We start from the raw sequence: 14,097 nt of genomic DNA, 5'->3' as shown, positions 1-14,097 counted from the left end.
TGGCAGTAGAAGGGATGCTTTTTTCTATCTAGCGACGAGCAGACAGATGGGTGGTCTGTAGCTCTCTAGTACGCTACCCATTCCAGTTTCGTCCATAGGATAGTATACAGGAATATAGTTCATATATACCATATATTAATTCCTGAGGACAGTCCTATAGTTTTTGCCTTGTAGTCGTCTTCATAGCCCGTAAGACTAGCGAGCGTAGCCTGCTCCGACTTGGATACGCGTGAAAATTGAAACGCTATTGGGCAGTCAATGACGCTATAGACTCGATGACGCTGTAGATAAAGTAATAAAGCTAGTGATTGATAAAGCTAGTGATCAAGATTAACCTAGTTAAGCTTGATTACTTATGCGGAATTGACCTTCGAACTCGTGCCCCGTAGTGCACAGCGCAAGGTATACAGAGAAGTACCTACAGAGCAGTGCCTACGGCCGAAGTGTCTAGCGCTATAGGTCACGAAAAGGTAATTGATCTAGAGCGCTAATCAACTGTGGAACTACATCAGGCGGCCATTCTCCTTCGCACTTTCTGCCTGTCAATAGTATGAAGCGCAGACCATAGCAGGTCGGAAAGCCTTCAGCTTCTAACCAAACTATCTGAGTTTCCTGCTCACAGCTCAAACGCTCTTCGTCGACTAGTTGCACTGTCATCGCGTTCATCGTGCTATCTAACTGCCGAGCGAGCCTACAAAAATCTTTGAGTTCTGCAGCGGTCAACTCTAGGGCCCAGTCTGGTCCAGCTATCAAACCACGAAAGTTATCAGCCTCAGGGTTCCAGCCCAGTCGCCAACCATTTCCTTCTAGGACTTTTTGCTTCACCTGCGGTCACTATTAGACGCTATGGTCGGCGAGACAAATGCTTCATAAAGAAGATTGGTAAGGAGATCGCGTACCTCCCAGCTTAGATTCTCAACTGCCAAGATATCACCAGCCATCGGATTTTCTCGCAAACCGTAGTCAGGATAGTCATCGGCAGATATCCGCTCAAATACACCGAGAAAATCAGCCATCGTCAGCTTCCAATCAAGTCGCAAAGTAGTAGGACGGTCCTTGATGTATAGGTGATAGCGAATAATTCTAGAAACCAGTGTATTTTCCGCAGCGACCTCTCCGGTTTCACTGCTGACATACTGATTTTCTAAAGGTAGTTCTGGTATCTGGGTATATACCTGTATCGATATGGCCGCAGGGTTAACAGCGCGAGATGGAGACTGAGCTTGCCCGGGTTCAAGTGCGATTCCGTTAAACGCAACAAACGTAGCCACTAAGACGCCTAATAAACGATATCGCTTTAGGTGTTTATACATAGCCACGCTTGTTTTCTTAAAGTTTGACTTGAAATTTGGTTGTGTTAACTAGATGGGAACGCCAATTGAATGCTAGCTGAATGCTGAATGCCTATTCACCGATGATCTCTGGTTGCGTTAGCTCGTCCGACATCTCGACAATCGCACGTAGGACAGGCTTCATTTTGGACTCATCTAAGCTATCGAACTCTTCAAAACGACGACGCTGCGCCCGGTTAGCAACTTGTACAGTGATGCGATAGCGATTTGAGGCGGCGCTGATCAGATCTTCAGTGCGGCGCATGACTTGTTGGCTGTCAAAGGGAAGTCGCTTCATAGAATATTTCTTTAGGTAACAGCGTTTAGTGTAGCAAACAGCGCCAGATTACAGACCTAGATTACAGGCATAGATGAACAGAACCCTCAATTAGGCTCTAAGTGTGTGGTACTTGGACTAAGCGCAATTAGGGGGCAATGGCTGGATGCAGACTCTGCGAGAAGGCAAAGCCTACGGTCATTGCTGACCACTTAGCTCTTCATACATCAAGGGTTTCAGTCCTAGAAAATGTGTAGAGCTAAGTGGCGAAAGCTATAGATCGATCGTCATCAGGCTATTAAAACAAAGTCTCACTGCTAAGAGAGGGTCTCAATGCCATGGGCGGTAAATGGAGCGGTATAGACCATAAGATCTGAGTCGCTAACGGATTGACGGAGTGCCTTCGCCATAGACTGGGCTTGCTCTGGCGTTTCAGATAGCGTGAATAAGGTAGGTCCAGAACCAGACATTAGGGTACCGAGAGCATTGAACTGCGCTGCCAAAGCAGTCATGGTTGACTTGAGCAGAGCGACCTTAGGATGAGCTGGCAACACGATTTTCTCTAGATCGTTATAAAGATTTGAACCAATCGCCTGCGACTGCTTTTTGCCGATCGCCTGGACCATACTGCCAGAATGCACTCGCGCTCGGCGTTTCTCTAAGCTAGTGAATCTGTCGACGGGGATGTAGGTGTGGCCGAACTGCTCTCGATAGGTCTGATAGGCCCATGGGGTAGAAACTGAAAGGCTATTGTACTTAGCCAAGACAGCGTGAAGGCTGTTGTTTTTATAAAGTAGATTGACTTCCTCACCTCTGCCGGTCGCGATCGCGCATCCCCCTGCCAAGCAAAATGGCACATCCGAGCCGAGTTCCGAGCCGAGTTCCTGAAGCTCCACCCGCGTCAACCCTAGATCCCATAAGATATCTAGACCAAACAGTACCGCAGCCGCATTCGACGATCCGCCCGCTAGTCCAGCCCCTACCGGAATCTTCTTCTCAATTGTGATTTCTACCCCACCCTTTTGATTGGTTCGATGAGGCAGTCGCTCTTGAAGGAGTGCTACCGCCTGATAAGCCAGATTCGCTGAGTCAGTAGGAACCTGCGGGTGATCACATTGAATCTGAATAGTTGGTGTGTTTAGAGGGCGAAGGGTAATGCGATCCGCTAAAGCAACGCTTTGCATGACCATAACTAGCTCATGAAAGCCGTCAGGTCGACTGCCAATGATTTCAAGGTGGAGGTTGATTTTGGCGTTAGCGAGGAAAGTGAGCATCGAGGGCGGGTCTATACTTCTGACTTTAATTTTCCAACAGCATTGCTCAAGGCGACCCACTCACCAACGCCTAGACCTTCTGCTCTAGTTTGAGGATTGAGAGAAAGGCTTTCTAGAAGCGCACTTAACGTATCGCGATCAACAATGCTCTGTAAGTTGTTACGTAGCATCTTACGCTTTTGAGAAAACCCAAGTTTGACCAGCTGACTGAGGAAGATGGGATCTTCAGCGGGGGTAAGAAAGGGTCGAGGCCGAAGTCGAACAACAGCGGAGTCTACTTTAGGAGTAGGCTTAAAGGCGCTAGGCGGAACTAAGCAGATCTCTTCGCACTCAGCTAGATACTGGACTCGGATAGTGAGTGCGCCGTTAGCTCTAGTACCGGGTTGAGCGCAGAGGCGATCGCTGATTTCCTTTTGGACTAAGAGGACAATATTGCTGAAGGGGAAAGGGTTGGGCGATCGCATTGTCCCTAACAGCTTCTCTAAAATAGGCGCGGTGATGTAGTAAGGAATATTCGCAACTACTTTGTTGGGTCGATCTAGCTCAAAATCAAGCAGCGCCTGGTCAAAGTTCAGCTCTAAAAAGTCAGACTCAATCAGCCGAAACTGCCCAGACGCCATGTCTGCAATAAACTGATCGCTAAGCTGCAAACACAGATCTCGATCGATTTCCACCGCGAGCACCTTTGCAGAGGTGTCTAACAACCTTTGGGTCAGTACGCCCTGGCCAGGACCAATCTCTAGCACCAGGTCGCCTTCAGCCAACTCGCCCGCCCTCACAATCTGGTTGAGCACCTGATCGCTACACAGCCAGTGCTGACCAAATCTTTTTCGCGCTCTTTTACCGACTTTAGGACCGGCCCTAGGGTCATTTCTAGGCGCAGGGTTAGCGCTTGTTTTCCGTCCAGTTCTCGCAGGCACAGGCCAAACCATTCCTTATTAGAGATAGCCCTGAGGGAAGTCATGGGTGACTGGGCTTGCTAGCACCTTATCTTAGCGTGTGCGATCGCTCAGCGGGAAAATCCTATCTCAATAGGAGCGAGGCAAGCGTTTCACACTCACGGTATTTTAGAGATTGGGTAGACACACCGCACTCGAGACAGGTAACGAGTACTAAACAGGTGATTAGCGCTGCCGAAACCCATAGCTGCCAACTGATGGAATCAACTGATGGAAGAGTCCAATTCGCCTACTCCGACTAACGCTTCAGACATTGAAGATTCAGATCTTGAAAGTGGTCAAAAGCCAGCAACACCGCTCCGCTGCTTTACAGGAGCGCTGATGGCAGCCACGCTTTCTCTACTGGCCTATCGGCTGACGATTTCGATTGCCGCAACCTTTGCTAGCAAGCCAATTGTTTCAGACAATCCGGTGGCAGTGAACATCTCGGCTGCGGTTCGGACACTGGTAACTGGCATAGCAGCTTTGGGAGCAGGCGTCTTTGGGGTAGCAGCATTAGGCCTAACGGCACTAGGTATTCAGCTAATTTTCAAGCCAGACGCTCAATCGTCAGAGGCTACCGATTGAGCTAAACCCACTAAGCGCCACTAGGATCATCCGTGCTGATCCACTAAACTCTCAATTTAGACAGGCCGCACTAGAGAAACCTATAGCCTTCCGACAGTAGCCAACCCAAAAACTGCCACTAATCTTGTTCGAGACAATTGGAATCTCTAAGATGCTAAGGGAATGTTGAAGCGTAAGCTCAGCAAAATTTGATACGTTAAATCATTCGTCCAAGCGCTACGCGTGTCTTTACCTCCCTAACCTTGCTTAATCATGTCTGCCAACTCTAATTCTTTCGCTAAAAACTGGCTTTTCGGTCTGGTCAACCAGACATTGGGGAGCAACGATCAGGCAGTTGACGGGACTGGTTCTAGGCGGCAGCATGGATCAGCGCTGCGATGGAGCTTGCGGTGGTGGGGTGGGATGCTCCTGTGGCTGGTGCTTGTGCTACCGGCGCAGGCCGCAGTCGAGCTAAGAGTAGCGATTGGGCAAGACCAGGACACCGTTACTATTGGTAGTTCTACGACAGCGGTTATCCGTAACGGCAGCGGCGAGGCAATCTATCAGCTTCCTCAGTTGCAAGGTGTCAGCATGGAATCTGATACTTCCGACATCGATTTAGTTAACGATGGCACAGTCTTATCTGAGTCGGATGCGTTTTGGCTAGAGCCTGCTAACGACGGGTTCGTTTGGATCAACGGCAGTTGGTACCGCGGCCGAGTGCGGGTAGCTCAAGAAGGCGGCAAACTACTCGCTATTAACTATGTAGAGTTGGAAGATTATCTGTATAGCGTAGTAGGTAGTGAAATGCCGACAAGCTGGCCACAAGCTGCGTTACAGTCTCAGGCAGTAGCCGCTAGATCTTACGCTTTGTACAAGCAATCGCGCTCTAAACATCCCCTCTACGACCTCAATGCAACCACTACTTACCAGGTATACAAGGGAATAGAACAAGAGCATCCCAACACCATTAACGCTGTCGATAGCACGGCCCGGGAGGTAGTGACCTACAATGGCACCGTTATCGAAGCCATCTTTCATTCGTCCTCGGGCGGCGGCACCGAGAATGCTGCAGACGTGTGGAGTAGCGACGTACCTTATCTACGCAGTGTTCAAGACTTCGATCAAGGCTCACCTGTCTACAGTTGGCAAGAAACCTATACCCTAACTGAGTTTAGTCATAAGATTGGCGACATTGGTCAGATCCATACTATTGGCACTGCTCAACTAACACCAAGTGGGCGAGTCGCATCTATTACCTTCGCAGGAGAGGACGGTACTAGAACCTTGCGAGGCCGAGATGTTCGCTCTGCACTAAAGCTGCGCAGTACTCGGTTTGACATTGACTTGAACGAAGATACAGAAATGATTACCGTTACTGGCTCAGGTTACGGCCACGGTGTCGGCATGAGTCAGTGGGGCGCCCGCACTCTAGCTGAAAAGGGCTGGGACTATGAGCAAATTTTGAACCATTACTATCAGAGCACCGCGATCGCCCAGCTAGAAAACTAACTATCCGCCCTGCTTACAAAAGATAGCGGTCCTCCGATGCGCTCTTATAGAGAAGGCTATGCCTACAAGGAAGGTGAATCATTTAGCCTTTTGGCTTGGTAAGCGTTTCCTAAAGCCACAAAGCGATGCGGGTTCCTACCGCTGCTTCGCATAGCTTGCAGCAAAAAGCCGTCTCACAGCTGAGCGTCCTTATACTGAAAAGTGACAAACGCTATGGTCTTGATTTCTTTCTACTCAAGAGACTCAGCAGTAGAGCGCTGCCTAGCATGCCGACGCCTAGCGCCAAGGAAATCCAGATGCCAATGGGCAGAGGAACGCTCTGACCATTTAGAAAGGTTAGCTGGATCAAGGTAGCATTTTGAACGGAAAGGATGGCAATCGAGATGACCAAAACTGTCGAAATGACCACGACCAAAAGCTTCACCATGGCACAAACCTATGCTAGAACCAGATAACGTTGTGCAAAACAACCATACACAAGGTATAGCAGATGGCCTGATGCATTGGAGCATCTACGCAGTAGAGTTGCAGGCTTGCAGGTAGGGTTGACATCTCCAATTGCAATCTTCAAATATATCCTAAGCAAGCTCTATGAAAGCGATACGCTTAGAGACTCAAACAGCCGCAGAGGCTACTTTTAGCGACGGGATTTCTTCTTCACGCCCAATCGTGTGGTGGGATTGATTTTGAGTGACTTCTAGATAGATATGGTCCAACCCTACGGCGCGACGAGAAATTGAGTTGATAGGCAACCCGGAAAAGCGCTGTAGCAGCTGTGGGAGCTCTAGAAGTTCTGGCACCCAAAAGGCTAAATCTCTACCATAGCGCCGAAGCGTAAATCCGTAAGACTGGGCGCGGGCAATCACACCGACCTCATCATCGGTATCAATCACTACCACTTCTTTAGCAGGGATTTGCTCGCGTAGATGCTCAAGCGTCCCTTCTGCAAGCAGTCTGCCCTGTTTGATAATGCCAATGCGATCGCATAGCCGCTCTACCTCATCGAGCAAGTGTGTTGTCAGCAGCACTGTCACTCCCTGCTGCTTTAGCGAGCGAATCAACTCCCAGACTTCGTATCTTGCCTCGATGTCCAACCCGGTAGAGGGTTCGTCAAGCACTACCAGCTTTGGCTGATGAACAATTGCCGCTGCTAGGCTTAGTCGCCGCTGCATACCACCACTCAGGTTACCGACCACGCTATTAGAACGCGCTGATAAGTTCACAGATTCTAAACATATCTGCACTCTGCGCGATGTTTCTTTTTTGTTTAGGCCGTAAATGCGAGCAATAAAAGCTAGATTCTCTGCGCAGGTTAGACTCTGATAGAGCAGATTTTGTTGAGGCATCACCCCTATCACTCGTTTAGTTGAGCGATCAACTGGCCGGCCTTGAACCATAATCTCCCCGCTATCTGGCTGTAGTAGGCCGCATAGCAGGTTCAGTGCAGTTGTTTTACCCGCCCCGTTTGGACCTAACAATCCATATATTTCTCCAGGCTGTAGGCTTAGCGAGAGTTCGGTCAGCACCTGTCGCTCACCGAACTGCTTTGAAAGACGAGTAATTTTTAGCATTAAGGATTAGCATTTTTATCTTTCACATAATGCCTCACGAGGGACTAAGTTTTACTGATGCTAGGCCAATTCACTCCGCAGGCCGCTATCTCAAGTGAAAGGGCAATAGCCGTACTAGAATTCAATGCCCGCTTGCGCCTTTATCCCTTGCTCTTTGAAAGGGTGCTTGATCAAAGTCATTTCCGTGACTAGATCGGCGCGCTCAATCAGTTCAGCCGGTGCGCCTCTACCCGTCAAGATGAGGTGATTCATCTCGGGCTTTTCCTCTATGCCCGCTAATACTTGATCGATGGATAAATATCCTAGCTTCAGAGCGATGTTGACTTCATCGAGCAATACGGTACGGTAGTCTGGGTCGCGAATGTATGCCAGCGCCTTCTCCCAAGCGGCTTGAGCGGTTTGGATATCGCGATCGCGATCTTGCGTCTCCCAGGTAAAGCCCTCACCCATCGCATGAAACGCCAGCTGATCTGGCCAATGGCTCAGGGCCGCTTTTTCTGCTGGCTCCCAGCCACCCTTAATGAACTGAACAATCGCCACTTTAAACCCATGACCAAGCGATCGCAGCACCATGCCTAACGCCGCCGTCGTCTTGCCTTTGCCGTTCCCCGTATTGACAACAATCAGTCCTTTCTCTGCGCTACGACTGGCTAATCGCTCCTGCTGAACCTCTTTGCGCCGTTTCATTTTGCGCTTGTACTGGGCTTCACTTAATCCTGTCTGCGTTGCTTCTTCATCTAACTGGGTAGCCGTCTGGTCGAGCTGTGTTTGATCAGAAGCATTTGAGCTAGTCATAAAGAAAGAACGTAAGGATACCGTTTGTGAAGAAAATCCGACGCTGAATTAGCGAGATCTTGTAAGTTTAGCAAGACTAGGGACGCAAGACGATTCCACTTGTTGTGCTCACTTGTTGTAATTAGTTGTAATTAGAGCGCGACAGTTATTTTCTGCGGAACACGCGACGAAGCAAAGTGCGATAATAAGTTTTTCATCCACTATCACTAGCATGACCCCTAAGCGAATTGTTCTCTCTGTTTTGACACTGCTCGTGGCGTGGGTGATGGGGAATTCACTTTTTAGCAGTCTTGGTGAACCGCAGGTTGGCAATCAGCTTCAGCTCTATCAAACTGACCTATTAGTTCAAGCTAGCGAATGGAGCGGCAGCGGCTTGCCGGAGGCTGAAGTTCAACAGTTTCGCCAAGCTGTCTTTGGAGAAGACGCCCTAGAATCGGCTACTGAACAATACAAAGAGGTACGCAAAGAAGCGGCTACCGGCCTTGCCCGTTTGCAGCAGCAGCTTGAGAGCTCACCGGGGCCAGATATTGAACGCACTCAAAAGCTGATGGCTACTGCCAGGTCGCAAGAGGCTTTAATTGACCAAATCGATCTGCGCTTAGGGATGATAGAAGCGCAGACAGGGGATGTAGCAGAGGCTGTTTCTACTTGGAAGAAGCTATCTCAAAAGGGTACGAAAGACACTCGCAAAGTTTTATCAGCGCCAACAGTCACTGCTACAGTACTTGCCGATCTTTGGAAAGATCCGCCAATTACTCACCCCGAAACAGCAGATGTGATTAACAATAATCTTAGGGGCTGGTATCGAGAGTCGGCGCTTGCCAGGCTGTATGAGACAACAGGTCAAAGCGAATTACTCGCGCAAGTTGAAACGACACAGGCCGACACCGCAGAGAGTACACTAATCCGACTTAGCGTGATTAGCCTGCTGCCTTCTTTAGGGGGTCTGCTAGGTGTTGGACTATTGATTGCGCTAGTCGCTCAGCGGATACTCAGAGGGAAGGAATCTATCTTGGCGATTACGCAGACTCCTTGGGAAGTGCCTTGGAATTGGGAAGTGGTTTGGCTAGTTATTGTCGGCGGCTTCTTATTTATCGGCCAGCTGGCGCTACCTTTAGTCTTGCAAGTAGGGTTGCTGCTTACTCAATCAGGCAGTTTACAGACTGCTAGTCTAACTGATTCAGGCTTAGCTGCAGCGGCCACTATCTTAGGATTAAACAGCCGAGGGAAAGCGCTGTACTCTCTGGTGTTCTACCTATTGATGGCGGCAAGCACGCTAGGCGTATTGTACTGGGCTATCAGGCAATATTTACCACTTTCTAAAGCATGGTTTCGCTTTGAGCTGGCTGGTCGGTGGCCGCTGTGGGGAGGGGGCGGTTACCTTGTAGCGCTGCCTCTGATGCTAGGTGTCTCAGCCTTGAATCAGCAGATTTGGCAAGGGCAAGGAGGGAACAATCCGATCCTTCAGCTGGTGCTAGAAGAGCGCGATCCGGTGGCGCTAGGAATGTTTTTGTTTACAGCTGCGATCGCCGCTCCTATTTTTGAAGAGATTTTATTTCGAGGGTTTTTACTTCCCTCGCTCACTCGCTATATGTCAACCTGGACAGCGATCGGGCTGAGCAGCTTGATTTTTGCGACGGCACACCTAAGTTTTTCAGAAGTTTTACCGCTGACAGTACTAGGCGCTATCTTAGGATTCGTGTACGCTAAGTCGCGAAATTTGATGTCTTCAATTCTGCTACATAGCACCTGGAATAGCATCACTATGATTGGTCTGTTCCTGCTAGGCAGTGGCAGTTAGCGGCAGCGACGCTCTAGTCGTCGGTGCTCTAGTCGTCGGTAGCCTGCGGTGGCCAGCTCTCTGCCGTGTCGTCTTCTACCACCTCTTCAACCATATCGTCCGTTAAATCTTCAGAGGAGCTGTCGCTTACCTTTGTAGTTGGAGGGGTGGTCGTTTGAGGCGATGCTGTCTGGGATTCTGGCTGAGAGGCTACTGGCGAGGTTGTCTCAGATGAGACCTTTGGAGCAGCGGAGGGGACGGCGGTCTTAGCGGGAATGGCTAGAGCATCCGCTTTCTTCGTAGGTGTCGGCAAGGGCTCTGCTTCTAGGCCTAGCTCTTCTCGGGCCTTATTCACTAGCTTGACGATAGCTGTACGACTCTTGTCAAGCACGTCTTTACTAGTCTCACTCAGCGGCTTCGATGCTTCAGTCGTCGTATCGCTATTCGTTTGCCGATCTAGCCAGAGCCTGATGTTGTTGCCCGCCTTTACAGAAGCATCGCTAAACCAGGCACCAAAGACAAAAACAGAGCAAATAATCAACCAAAGAAGGCGGGCCGTATCAGTCAGAATTTTGCCTGTTAAGTTTAGGGCTGCCTGATAGGTTTCAGCAGTTTCATCTTTAAAGATAAGCTCCCACAACTCTGATGCCTGTTCTTGGATACGGTCCATGGCTTTAATCAAGGGGTTAGATTTAACAAGTGGTCTCTACCGCAATATTACGGCACTGGTACGGCGCTGGCCTACGATGACCGAACAAAACATCACAACCAGGAACCATACAGAGTAGCCTAGAGGAAAGGTTATCCTCCCCAGACCTTTTCTAATACTGTCTCAGGTGGGATATCAGCAATTAGATTTGTTTTCGAAGCAATTCCTAAGAAACGGGTTTCTTCGCCTTTGGCTGCCGGCAGCATTTCCGCCGGCTTGTTCTTACCAAACAACGCTAACGTAAACACTTTAAGGGCAGTTGATAGCTGCATAACATAGCTATCAGGGGTCAGCAGCAGATCTGCGCCCGCAATAACGGCGGCGGCCTGACCTAGATTCTCAGCGTTGGCCACAATTAGTTTGTCGTCGCCGACTCTTAGCGCATTGATTTGTGGAATACTGCCTTCTGTTTGAAGGAGTACGATTGGCATCTGGGGCTGCTTTTCTCGAAAATCTTTAATCACAGCCTGCCAGCTAGGCACTGGGAAGCGCGCACCTGCCTCAGCACTACCGGTGTCTGGACCTGGATACATCAAGACATAGCCATCTTTGAGGCCAAGGCGATCGCGCAGTTCCTTTGCCCAAGCTAGATCTGCTTCTGGCACATTCACCGATAGTGCTGGCGTAGGTCCTTCAATGCCGATAGCCGATAGCAGATTATGATAGCGATCCGCTTGATAGTGAGAGGATTGGGCACTATCTGGCAGGACCCTGGTGTAGAAGTAAGGGGCGCTTGTGCCTTCGAGCGTTACCCTAGTTGGCACGCCGCTAAGCCAGAGCAATAGGCCCATCGACCAGCTCAGGTCGGTCGTGAGCACCACTTCATATTCTCTATCACGCACATTGCCTAGCAGATTAGCCCAATCGGAGGGACTATTAGCAGCCGAGAACGAAAACGGGATGATGGTATCGACAATTTTTGAGACTCGGTAGGCGGGAGATGCCTTGGGCTCGGCGACAACACCAATCTCAGCATTTGGGTAAACCCGCTTAATATCTTCTAAAGCTGGAAAAAACAAAAGCTGATCACTGATGCCACCAGGGACTATGGCCAGTATGCGCATGCGGTTAAAATTCGTATTTTTATCCGCTCATCATTCTAAGCGACGCTGGTGAGCTTAGCGAAATTCTACGGAAATAAAACTGAAATAAGCCCAAAAAGGTGTTCTATGTAACCAGTAGCAGTCACCAGCAGCAAAGCAACACTAATCTAAATCCTATGCATTTACTGATTCCAGCAGCCGGGGTAGGCCGTCGCATGGGAAGCGATCGCAACAAACTCCTGCTTCCCCTACTGTCGCGTCCTATCCTTGCCTGGACTTTGATCGCCGCAGAGTCAGCTAGCAGCCTCGAGTGGATTGGCATTATCTGCCAGCCCATAGATCGCCCGGACATCGAGGCCATGGTCAATCAGTGCCAGATACAGAAGCCCATTCAATTCATCCAGGGCGGTGATACCCGGCAAGCCTCAGTCTTCAACGGGCTGCAGGCACTTCCAAACCAGGCTACGCACGTCTTGATTCACGATGGGGCCCGCTGTTTAGCTACGCCAGCACTGTTCGATCGCTGTGCTAAGGCGGCGCTAGCGTCAAAAGGATTTATTGCCGCGGTACCTGTGAAGGACACCATCAAGCAAGTCAATGCGCAAAACGTGATCACGAGCACGCCAGATCGTTCACAGCTATGGGCCGCGCAGACACCCCAAGGATTTGAAGTCGCGCTGCTAAAGCAGTGTCACGCCAAAGGACAAAGCGAAGGTTGGCAGGTAACCGATGATGCGGCGCTATTGGAAAAATGCGGTGTCCCTGTCAGCATAGTGAACGGAGAAGAGACTAATTTGAAAGTGACCACGCCAGTGGATCTAGCGATCGCGCAGTTCATCCTTCAAAAACGGAAAGATACCACAGCCTAGAAGGAGCGCGCTTGATAGAGAAAGAGCGTCCTTGATAGAAAATTAGATAACATCAATAAAACCCTATGACTTCACTAAGGTAGTCATAGGGCCTTTGACAAATTCGGTTCAAGCTCAGCTAAGGAAAGAATTAACCGAAGGAGCACTTTATAGATCGCCGCCCCGAAGTGCCAGCAGAAACACAATCGCAGGGCCAGCGATCACCACTAGTGCCAGCATCGTTAGCTGAGCGATCAAAACAAAATCGATACTATTTATCAAAGAAAGAGCGCTATTCAACAGAGCTATTTATCCTCCAAACTGTTTAAACCGAACCACATCAAGCAATTTCACTTCACAGCATTGTACCTGTTTGCGGTGGCTCACATTAAGCTTTGTTTACAAAATTCTAAGGTCCGTCGTTTGCTTAGCTATGGCGAGTTTCACTAGATTTAGGACACATTAGACGTAAGGTATGGAAGTGAGTAATATGGCAACTTGGCAGTGTGTAAAAAACTGTGGTGCCTGCTGTGAGCTTAGCCCAGCGGATAGGCCAGATCTTGCTGACTACCTATCACCTACTGAGCTCAGTCTGTACCTGAGTATGGTCGGCGATGATGGCTGGTGCATTCACTACAACCAAGACCAGCGAACTTGCTCAATTTACGATCAGCGGCCAAACTTTTGCCGAGTACAAGCAGATACGTTTGAACAGCTCTACAACATTGAACCAGACAAACTCAACGACTTCGCGATTGAATGCTGTGAGCAGCAAATTGACGCTATATACGGCAATATAAGCCCAGAGATGAATCGGTTCTACGAGGCGATTGGTGTAGATACGCAGGTGATTACAATTGAGGGCGAAGCAGATAGTAGCAAGCAATGATTGCAGTAGCAGCAGGTCATCACAGATAATAAGAAAATTATGAAGTTAGGTAAATTGTGACCTCTAAGCCCACGACTTCTGAATCTAGCAGGTTAGAACCTACCAAGCTGGGACTAAATGATTCGATCGAAACGCCGACTGCCGTCAAGGTTGGCGAGCAGCGTTCAACCAATGGCTTTTGGAGCGTTTTTTTCTCCACCTTCCTCACCATTTTTCTAGCAGAGTTAGGTGACAAAACACAGATAACCACAATGTTGATGAGCGCTGAATCACAATCGCCGCTGATAGTATTTGCTGGCGCGGGTTTAGCGTTAATATCAACTAGCTTGATTGGAGTTTTACTAGGTCAGTGGCTATCCAAACGCGTTTCAGAAGAGTCTTTAGACACTTGGGCAGGGATTCTACTGTTGCTGATTACCATCGGGTTAGTTGGTGATATTGTTGGCTCTTGAAGCTAGTTTGCAGAGTTAATGCTAAGGGCTAGGCCCATTAGTTGAGTCTAAGCACTAAGTCCTAAGAACAATGCAAACGCATTTAAGGCTATCTTCTTCAAAGGCTATCTA

Annotated in this window: 17 protein-coding genes; 6 read left to right on the top strand and 11 right to left on the bottom strand. The window is 49.2% G+C overall.

What is annotated here, in order from left to right; genetic code table 11:
- Positions 1–453: 453 nt before the first annotated feature.
- The 5 genes from S7335_RS05565 to rsmA all read right to left on the bottom strand — a co-directional run bounded on the left by S7335_RS05565 (position 454) and on the right by rsmA (position 3,802).
- Positions 454–825, bottom strand: a complete 372-nt coding sequence (locus S7335_RS05565) for a DUF1818 family protein (RefSeq protein ID WP_006456761.1) — start codon at positions 823–825, stop codon at positions 454–456.
- Positions 822–1,313, bottom strand: coding sequence for a hypothetical protein (locus S7335_RS05560; RefSeq protein ID WP_050765782.1), 492 nt, complete (start codon positions 1,311–1,313; stop codon positions 822–824). The genes S7335_RS05565 and S7335_RS05560 overlap by 4 nt, the downstream gene beginning before the upstream one ends.
- Positions 1,314–1,404: 91 nt before the next feature.
- The gene (locus S7335_RS05555; protein WP_006455847.1) at positions 1,405–1,629 is read right to left on the bottom strand and encodes a DNA-directed RNA polymerase subunit omega; all 225 of its coding nucleotides are present in this window, start codon (positions 1,627–1,629) and stop codon (positions 1,405–1,407) included.
- Positions 1,630–1,925: 296 nt separating this feature from the next.
- Positions 1,926–2,882: a 4-(cytidine 5'-diphospho)-2-C-methyl-D-erythritol kinase gene (ispE, locus tag S7335_RS05550; RefSeq protein WP_038015701.1), complete on the bottom strand. Its 957-nt coding sequence runs from the start codon at positions 2,880–2,882 to the stop codon at positions 1,926–1,928.
- A gap of 11 nt (positions 2,883–2,893) precedes the next feature.
- Positions 2,894–3,802, bottom strand: a complete 909-nt coding sequence (rsmA, locus tag S7335_RS05545) for a 16S rRNA (adenine(1518)-N(6)/adenine(1519)-N(6))-dimethyltransferase RsmA (protein WP_006454878.1) — start codon at positions 3,800–3,802, stop codon at positions 2,894–2,896.
- A gap of 249 nt (positions 3,803–4,051) precedes the next feature.
- On the opposite strand from rsmA, the gene S7335_RS05540 reads away from it, so the two are divergent.
- Entirely contained in the window at positions 4,052–4,408 is a 357-nt protein-coding gene (locus S7335_RS05540) for a DUF3082 domain-containing protein (protein ID WP_006454873.1), read from the top strand.
- 252 nt (positions 4,409–4,660) lie between these two features.
- Complete coding sequence (locus S7335_RS05535; RefSeq protein ID WP_006455191.1) at positions 4,661–5,899, top strand: SpoIID/LytB domain-containing protein; 1,239 nt, start codon at positions 4,661–4,663, stop codon at positions 5,897–5,899.
- Positions 5,900–6,110: 211 nt separating this feature from the next.
- Here the strand turns inward: S7335_RS05535 and S7335_RS05530 are convergent, their stop codons facing one another.
- The 3 genes from S7335_RS05530 to cobO all read right to left on the bottom strand — a co-directional run bounded on the left by S7335_RS05530 (position 6,111) and on the right by cobO (position 8,265).
- Positions 6,111–6,326, bottom strand: a complete 216-nt coding sequence (locus tag S7335_RS05530) for a lipopolysaccharide assembly protein LapA domain-containing protein (protein ID WP_006455040.1) — start codon at positions 6,324–6,326, stop codon at positions 6,111–6,113.
- A 187-nt stretch (positions 6,327–6,513) separates the two neighbouring features.
- Positions 6,514–7,470: an ABC transporter ATP-binding protein gene (locus tag S7335_RS05525; RefSeq protein ID WP_006454848.1), complete on the bottom strand. Its 957-nt coding sequence runs from the start codon at positions 7,468–7,470 to the stop codon at positions 6,514–6,516.
- A 114-nt stretch (positions 7,471–7,584) separates the two neighbouring features.
- Positions 7,585–8,265, bottom strand: a complete 681-nt coding sequence (gene cobO / locus S7335_RS05520) for a cob(I)yrinic acid a,c-diamide adenosyltransferase (protein ID WP_006456811.1) — start codon at positions 8,263–8,265, stop codon at positions 7,585–7,587.
- A gap of 211 nt (positions 8,266–8,476) precedes the next feature.
- Between cobO and S7335_RS05515 the strand changes: the two genes are divergently transcribed.
- On the top strand, positions 8,477–10,066 hold the full coding sequence (locus S7335_RS05515; RefSeq protein ID WP_006456997.1) for a CPBP family intramembrane glutamic endopeptidase: 1,590 nt from the start codon (positions 8,477–8,479) through the stop codon (positions 10,064–10,066).
- Positions 10,067–10,094: 28 nt separating this feature from the next.
- Here S7335_RS05515 and S7335_RS05510 read toward each other — a convergent pair whose 3' ends face one another.
- Positions 10,095–10,715: a hypothetical protein gene (locus S7335_RS05510; protein ID WP_006454621.1), complete on the bottom strand. Its 621-nt coding sequence runs from the start codon at positions 10,713–10,715 to the stop codon at positions 10,095–10,097.
- Positions 10,716–10,846: 131 nt separating this feature from the next.
- Positions 10,847–11,818 carry a glycosyltransferase family 9 protein gene (locus S7335_RS05505; RefSeq protein ID WP_006455276.1) on the bottom strand — a complete coding sequence of 324 codons (972 nt, stop codon included), beginning with the start codon at positions 11,816–11,818 and terminating at the stop codon, positions 10,847–10,849.
- Between the two features lie 155 nt (positions 11,819–11,973).
- Between S7335_RS05505 and ispD the strand changes: the two genes are divergently transcribed.
- Positions 11,974–12,666: a 2-C-methyl-D-erythritol 4-phosphate cytidylyltransferase gene (gene ispD / locus S7335_RS05500; protein WP_038015698.1), complete on the top strand. Its 693-nt coding sequence runs from the start codon at positions 11,974–11,976 to the stop codon at positions 12,664–12,666.
- 147 nt (positions 12,667–12,813) lie between these two features.
- Here ispD and psb30 read toward each other — a convergent pair whose 3' ends face one another.
- The gene (psb30, locus tag S7335_RS05495; RefSeq protein ID WP_369791686.1) at positions 12,814–12,915 is read right to left on the bottom strand and encodes a photosystem II reaction center protein Ycf12/Psb30; all 102 of its coding nucleotides are present in this window, start codon (positions 12,913–12,915) and stop codon (positions 12,814–12,816) included.
- Between the two features lie 205 nt (positions 12,916–13,120).
- On the opposite strand from psb30, the gene S7335_RS05490 reads away from it, so the two are divergent.
- Both S7335_RS05490 and S7335_RS05485 read left to right on the top strand, forming a co-directional pair.
- The gene (locus tag S7335_RS05490) at positions 13,121–13,534 is read left to right on the top strand and encodes a YkgJ family cysteine cluster protein (RefSeq protein WP_369791674.1); all 414 of its coding nucleotides are present in this window, start codon (positions 13,121–13,123) and stop codon (positions 13,532–13,534) included.
- A gap of 125 nt (positions 13,535–13,659) precedes the next feature.
- Positions 13,660–13,986: a TMEM165/GDT1 family protein gene (locus S7335_RS05485; protein ID WP_227500047.1), complete on the top strand. Its 327-nt coding sequence runs from the start codon at positions 13,660–13,662 to the stop codon at positions 13,984–13,986.
- The last annotated feature ends 111 nt before the right edge of the window (positions 13,987–14,097 follow it).

This window comes from Synechococcus sp. PCC 7335 (assembly GCF_000155595.1).
Classification (GTDB): domain Bacteria; phylum Cyanobacteriota; class Cyanobacteriia; order Phormidesmidales; family Phormidesmidaceae; genus Phormidesmis.
Note: the sequence above shows the minus strand (reverse complement) of the source record. Positions and strands in the feature narration are given on the sequence as shown.

What these genes read in the sequence shown, in the direction of transcription:
- S7335_RS05555 (WP_006455847.1), bottom strand. Translation starts at nt 1,629, where the DNA reads ATGAAGCGACTTCCCTTTGACAGCCAACAAGTCATGCGCCGCACTGAA.
- S7335_RS05510 (WP_006454621.1), bottom strand. Translation starts at nt 10,715, where the DNA reads ATGGACCGTATCCAAGAACAGGCATCAGAGTTGTGGGAGCTTATCTTT.
- ispE (WP_038015701.1), bottom strand. Translation starts at nt 2,882, where the DNA reads ATGCTCACTTTCCTCGCTAACGCCAAAATCAACCTCCACCTTGAAATC.
- S7335_RS05490 (WP_369791674.1), top strand. Translation starts at nt 13,121, where the DNA reads ATGGAAGTGAGTAATATGGCAACTTGGCAGTGTGTAAAAAACTGTGGT.
- S7335_RS05505 (WP_006455276.1), bottom strand. Translation starts at nt 11,818, where the DNA reads ATGCGCATACTGGCCATAGTCCCTGGTGGCATCAGTGATCAGCTTTTG.
- ispD (WP_038015698.1), top strand. Translation starts at nt 11,974, where the DNA reads ATGCATTTACTGATTCCAGCAGCCGGGGTAGGCCGTCGCATGGGAAGC.
- S7335_RS05530 (WP_006455040.1), bottom strand. Translation starts at nt 6,326, where the DNA reads ATGGTGAAGCTTTTGGTCGTGGTCATTTCGACAGTTTTGGTCATCTCG.
- S7335_RS05525 (WP_006454848.1), bottom strand. Translation starts at nt 7,470, where the DNA reads ATGCTAAAAATTACTCGTCTTTCAAAGCAGTTCGGTGAGCGACAGGTG.
- S7335_RS05535 (WP_006455191.1), top strand. Translation starts at nt 4,661, where the DNA reads ATGTCTGCCAACTCTAATTCTTTCGCTAAAAACTGGCTTTTCGGTCTG.
- S7335_RS05540 (WP_006454873.1), top strand. Translation starts at nt 4,052, where the DNA reads ATGGAAGAGTCCAATTCGCCTACTCCGACTAACGCTTCAGACATTGAA.
- S7335_RS05515 (WP_006456997.1), top strand. Translation starts at nt 8,477, where the DNA reads ATGACCCCTAAGCGAATTGTTCTCTCTGTTTTGACACTGCTCGTGGCG.
- S7335_RS05560 (WP_050765782.1), bottom strand. Translation starts at nt 1,313, where the DNA reads ATGTATAAACACCTAAAGCGATATCGTTTATTAGGCGTCTTAGTGGCT.
- cobO (WP_006456811.1), bottom strand. Translation starts at nt 8,265, where the DNA reads ATGACTAGCTCAAATGCTTCTGATCAAACACAGCTCGACCAGACGGCT.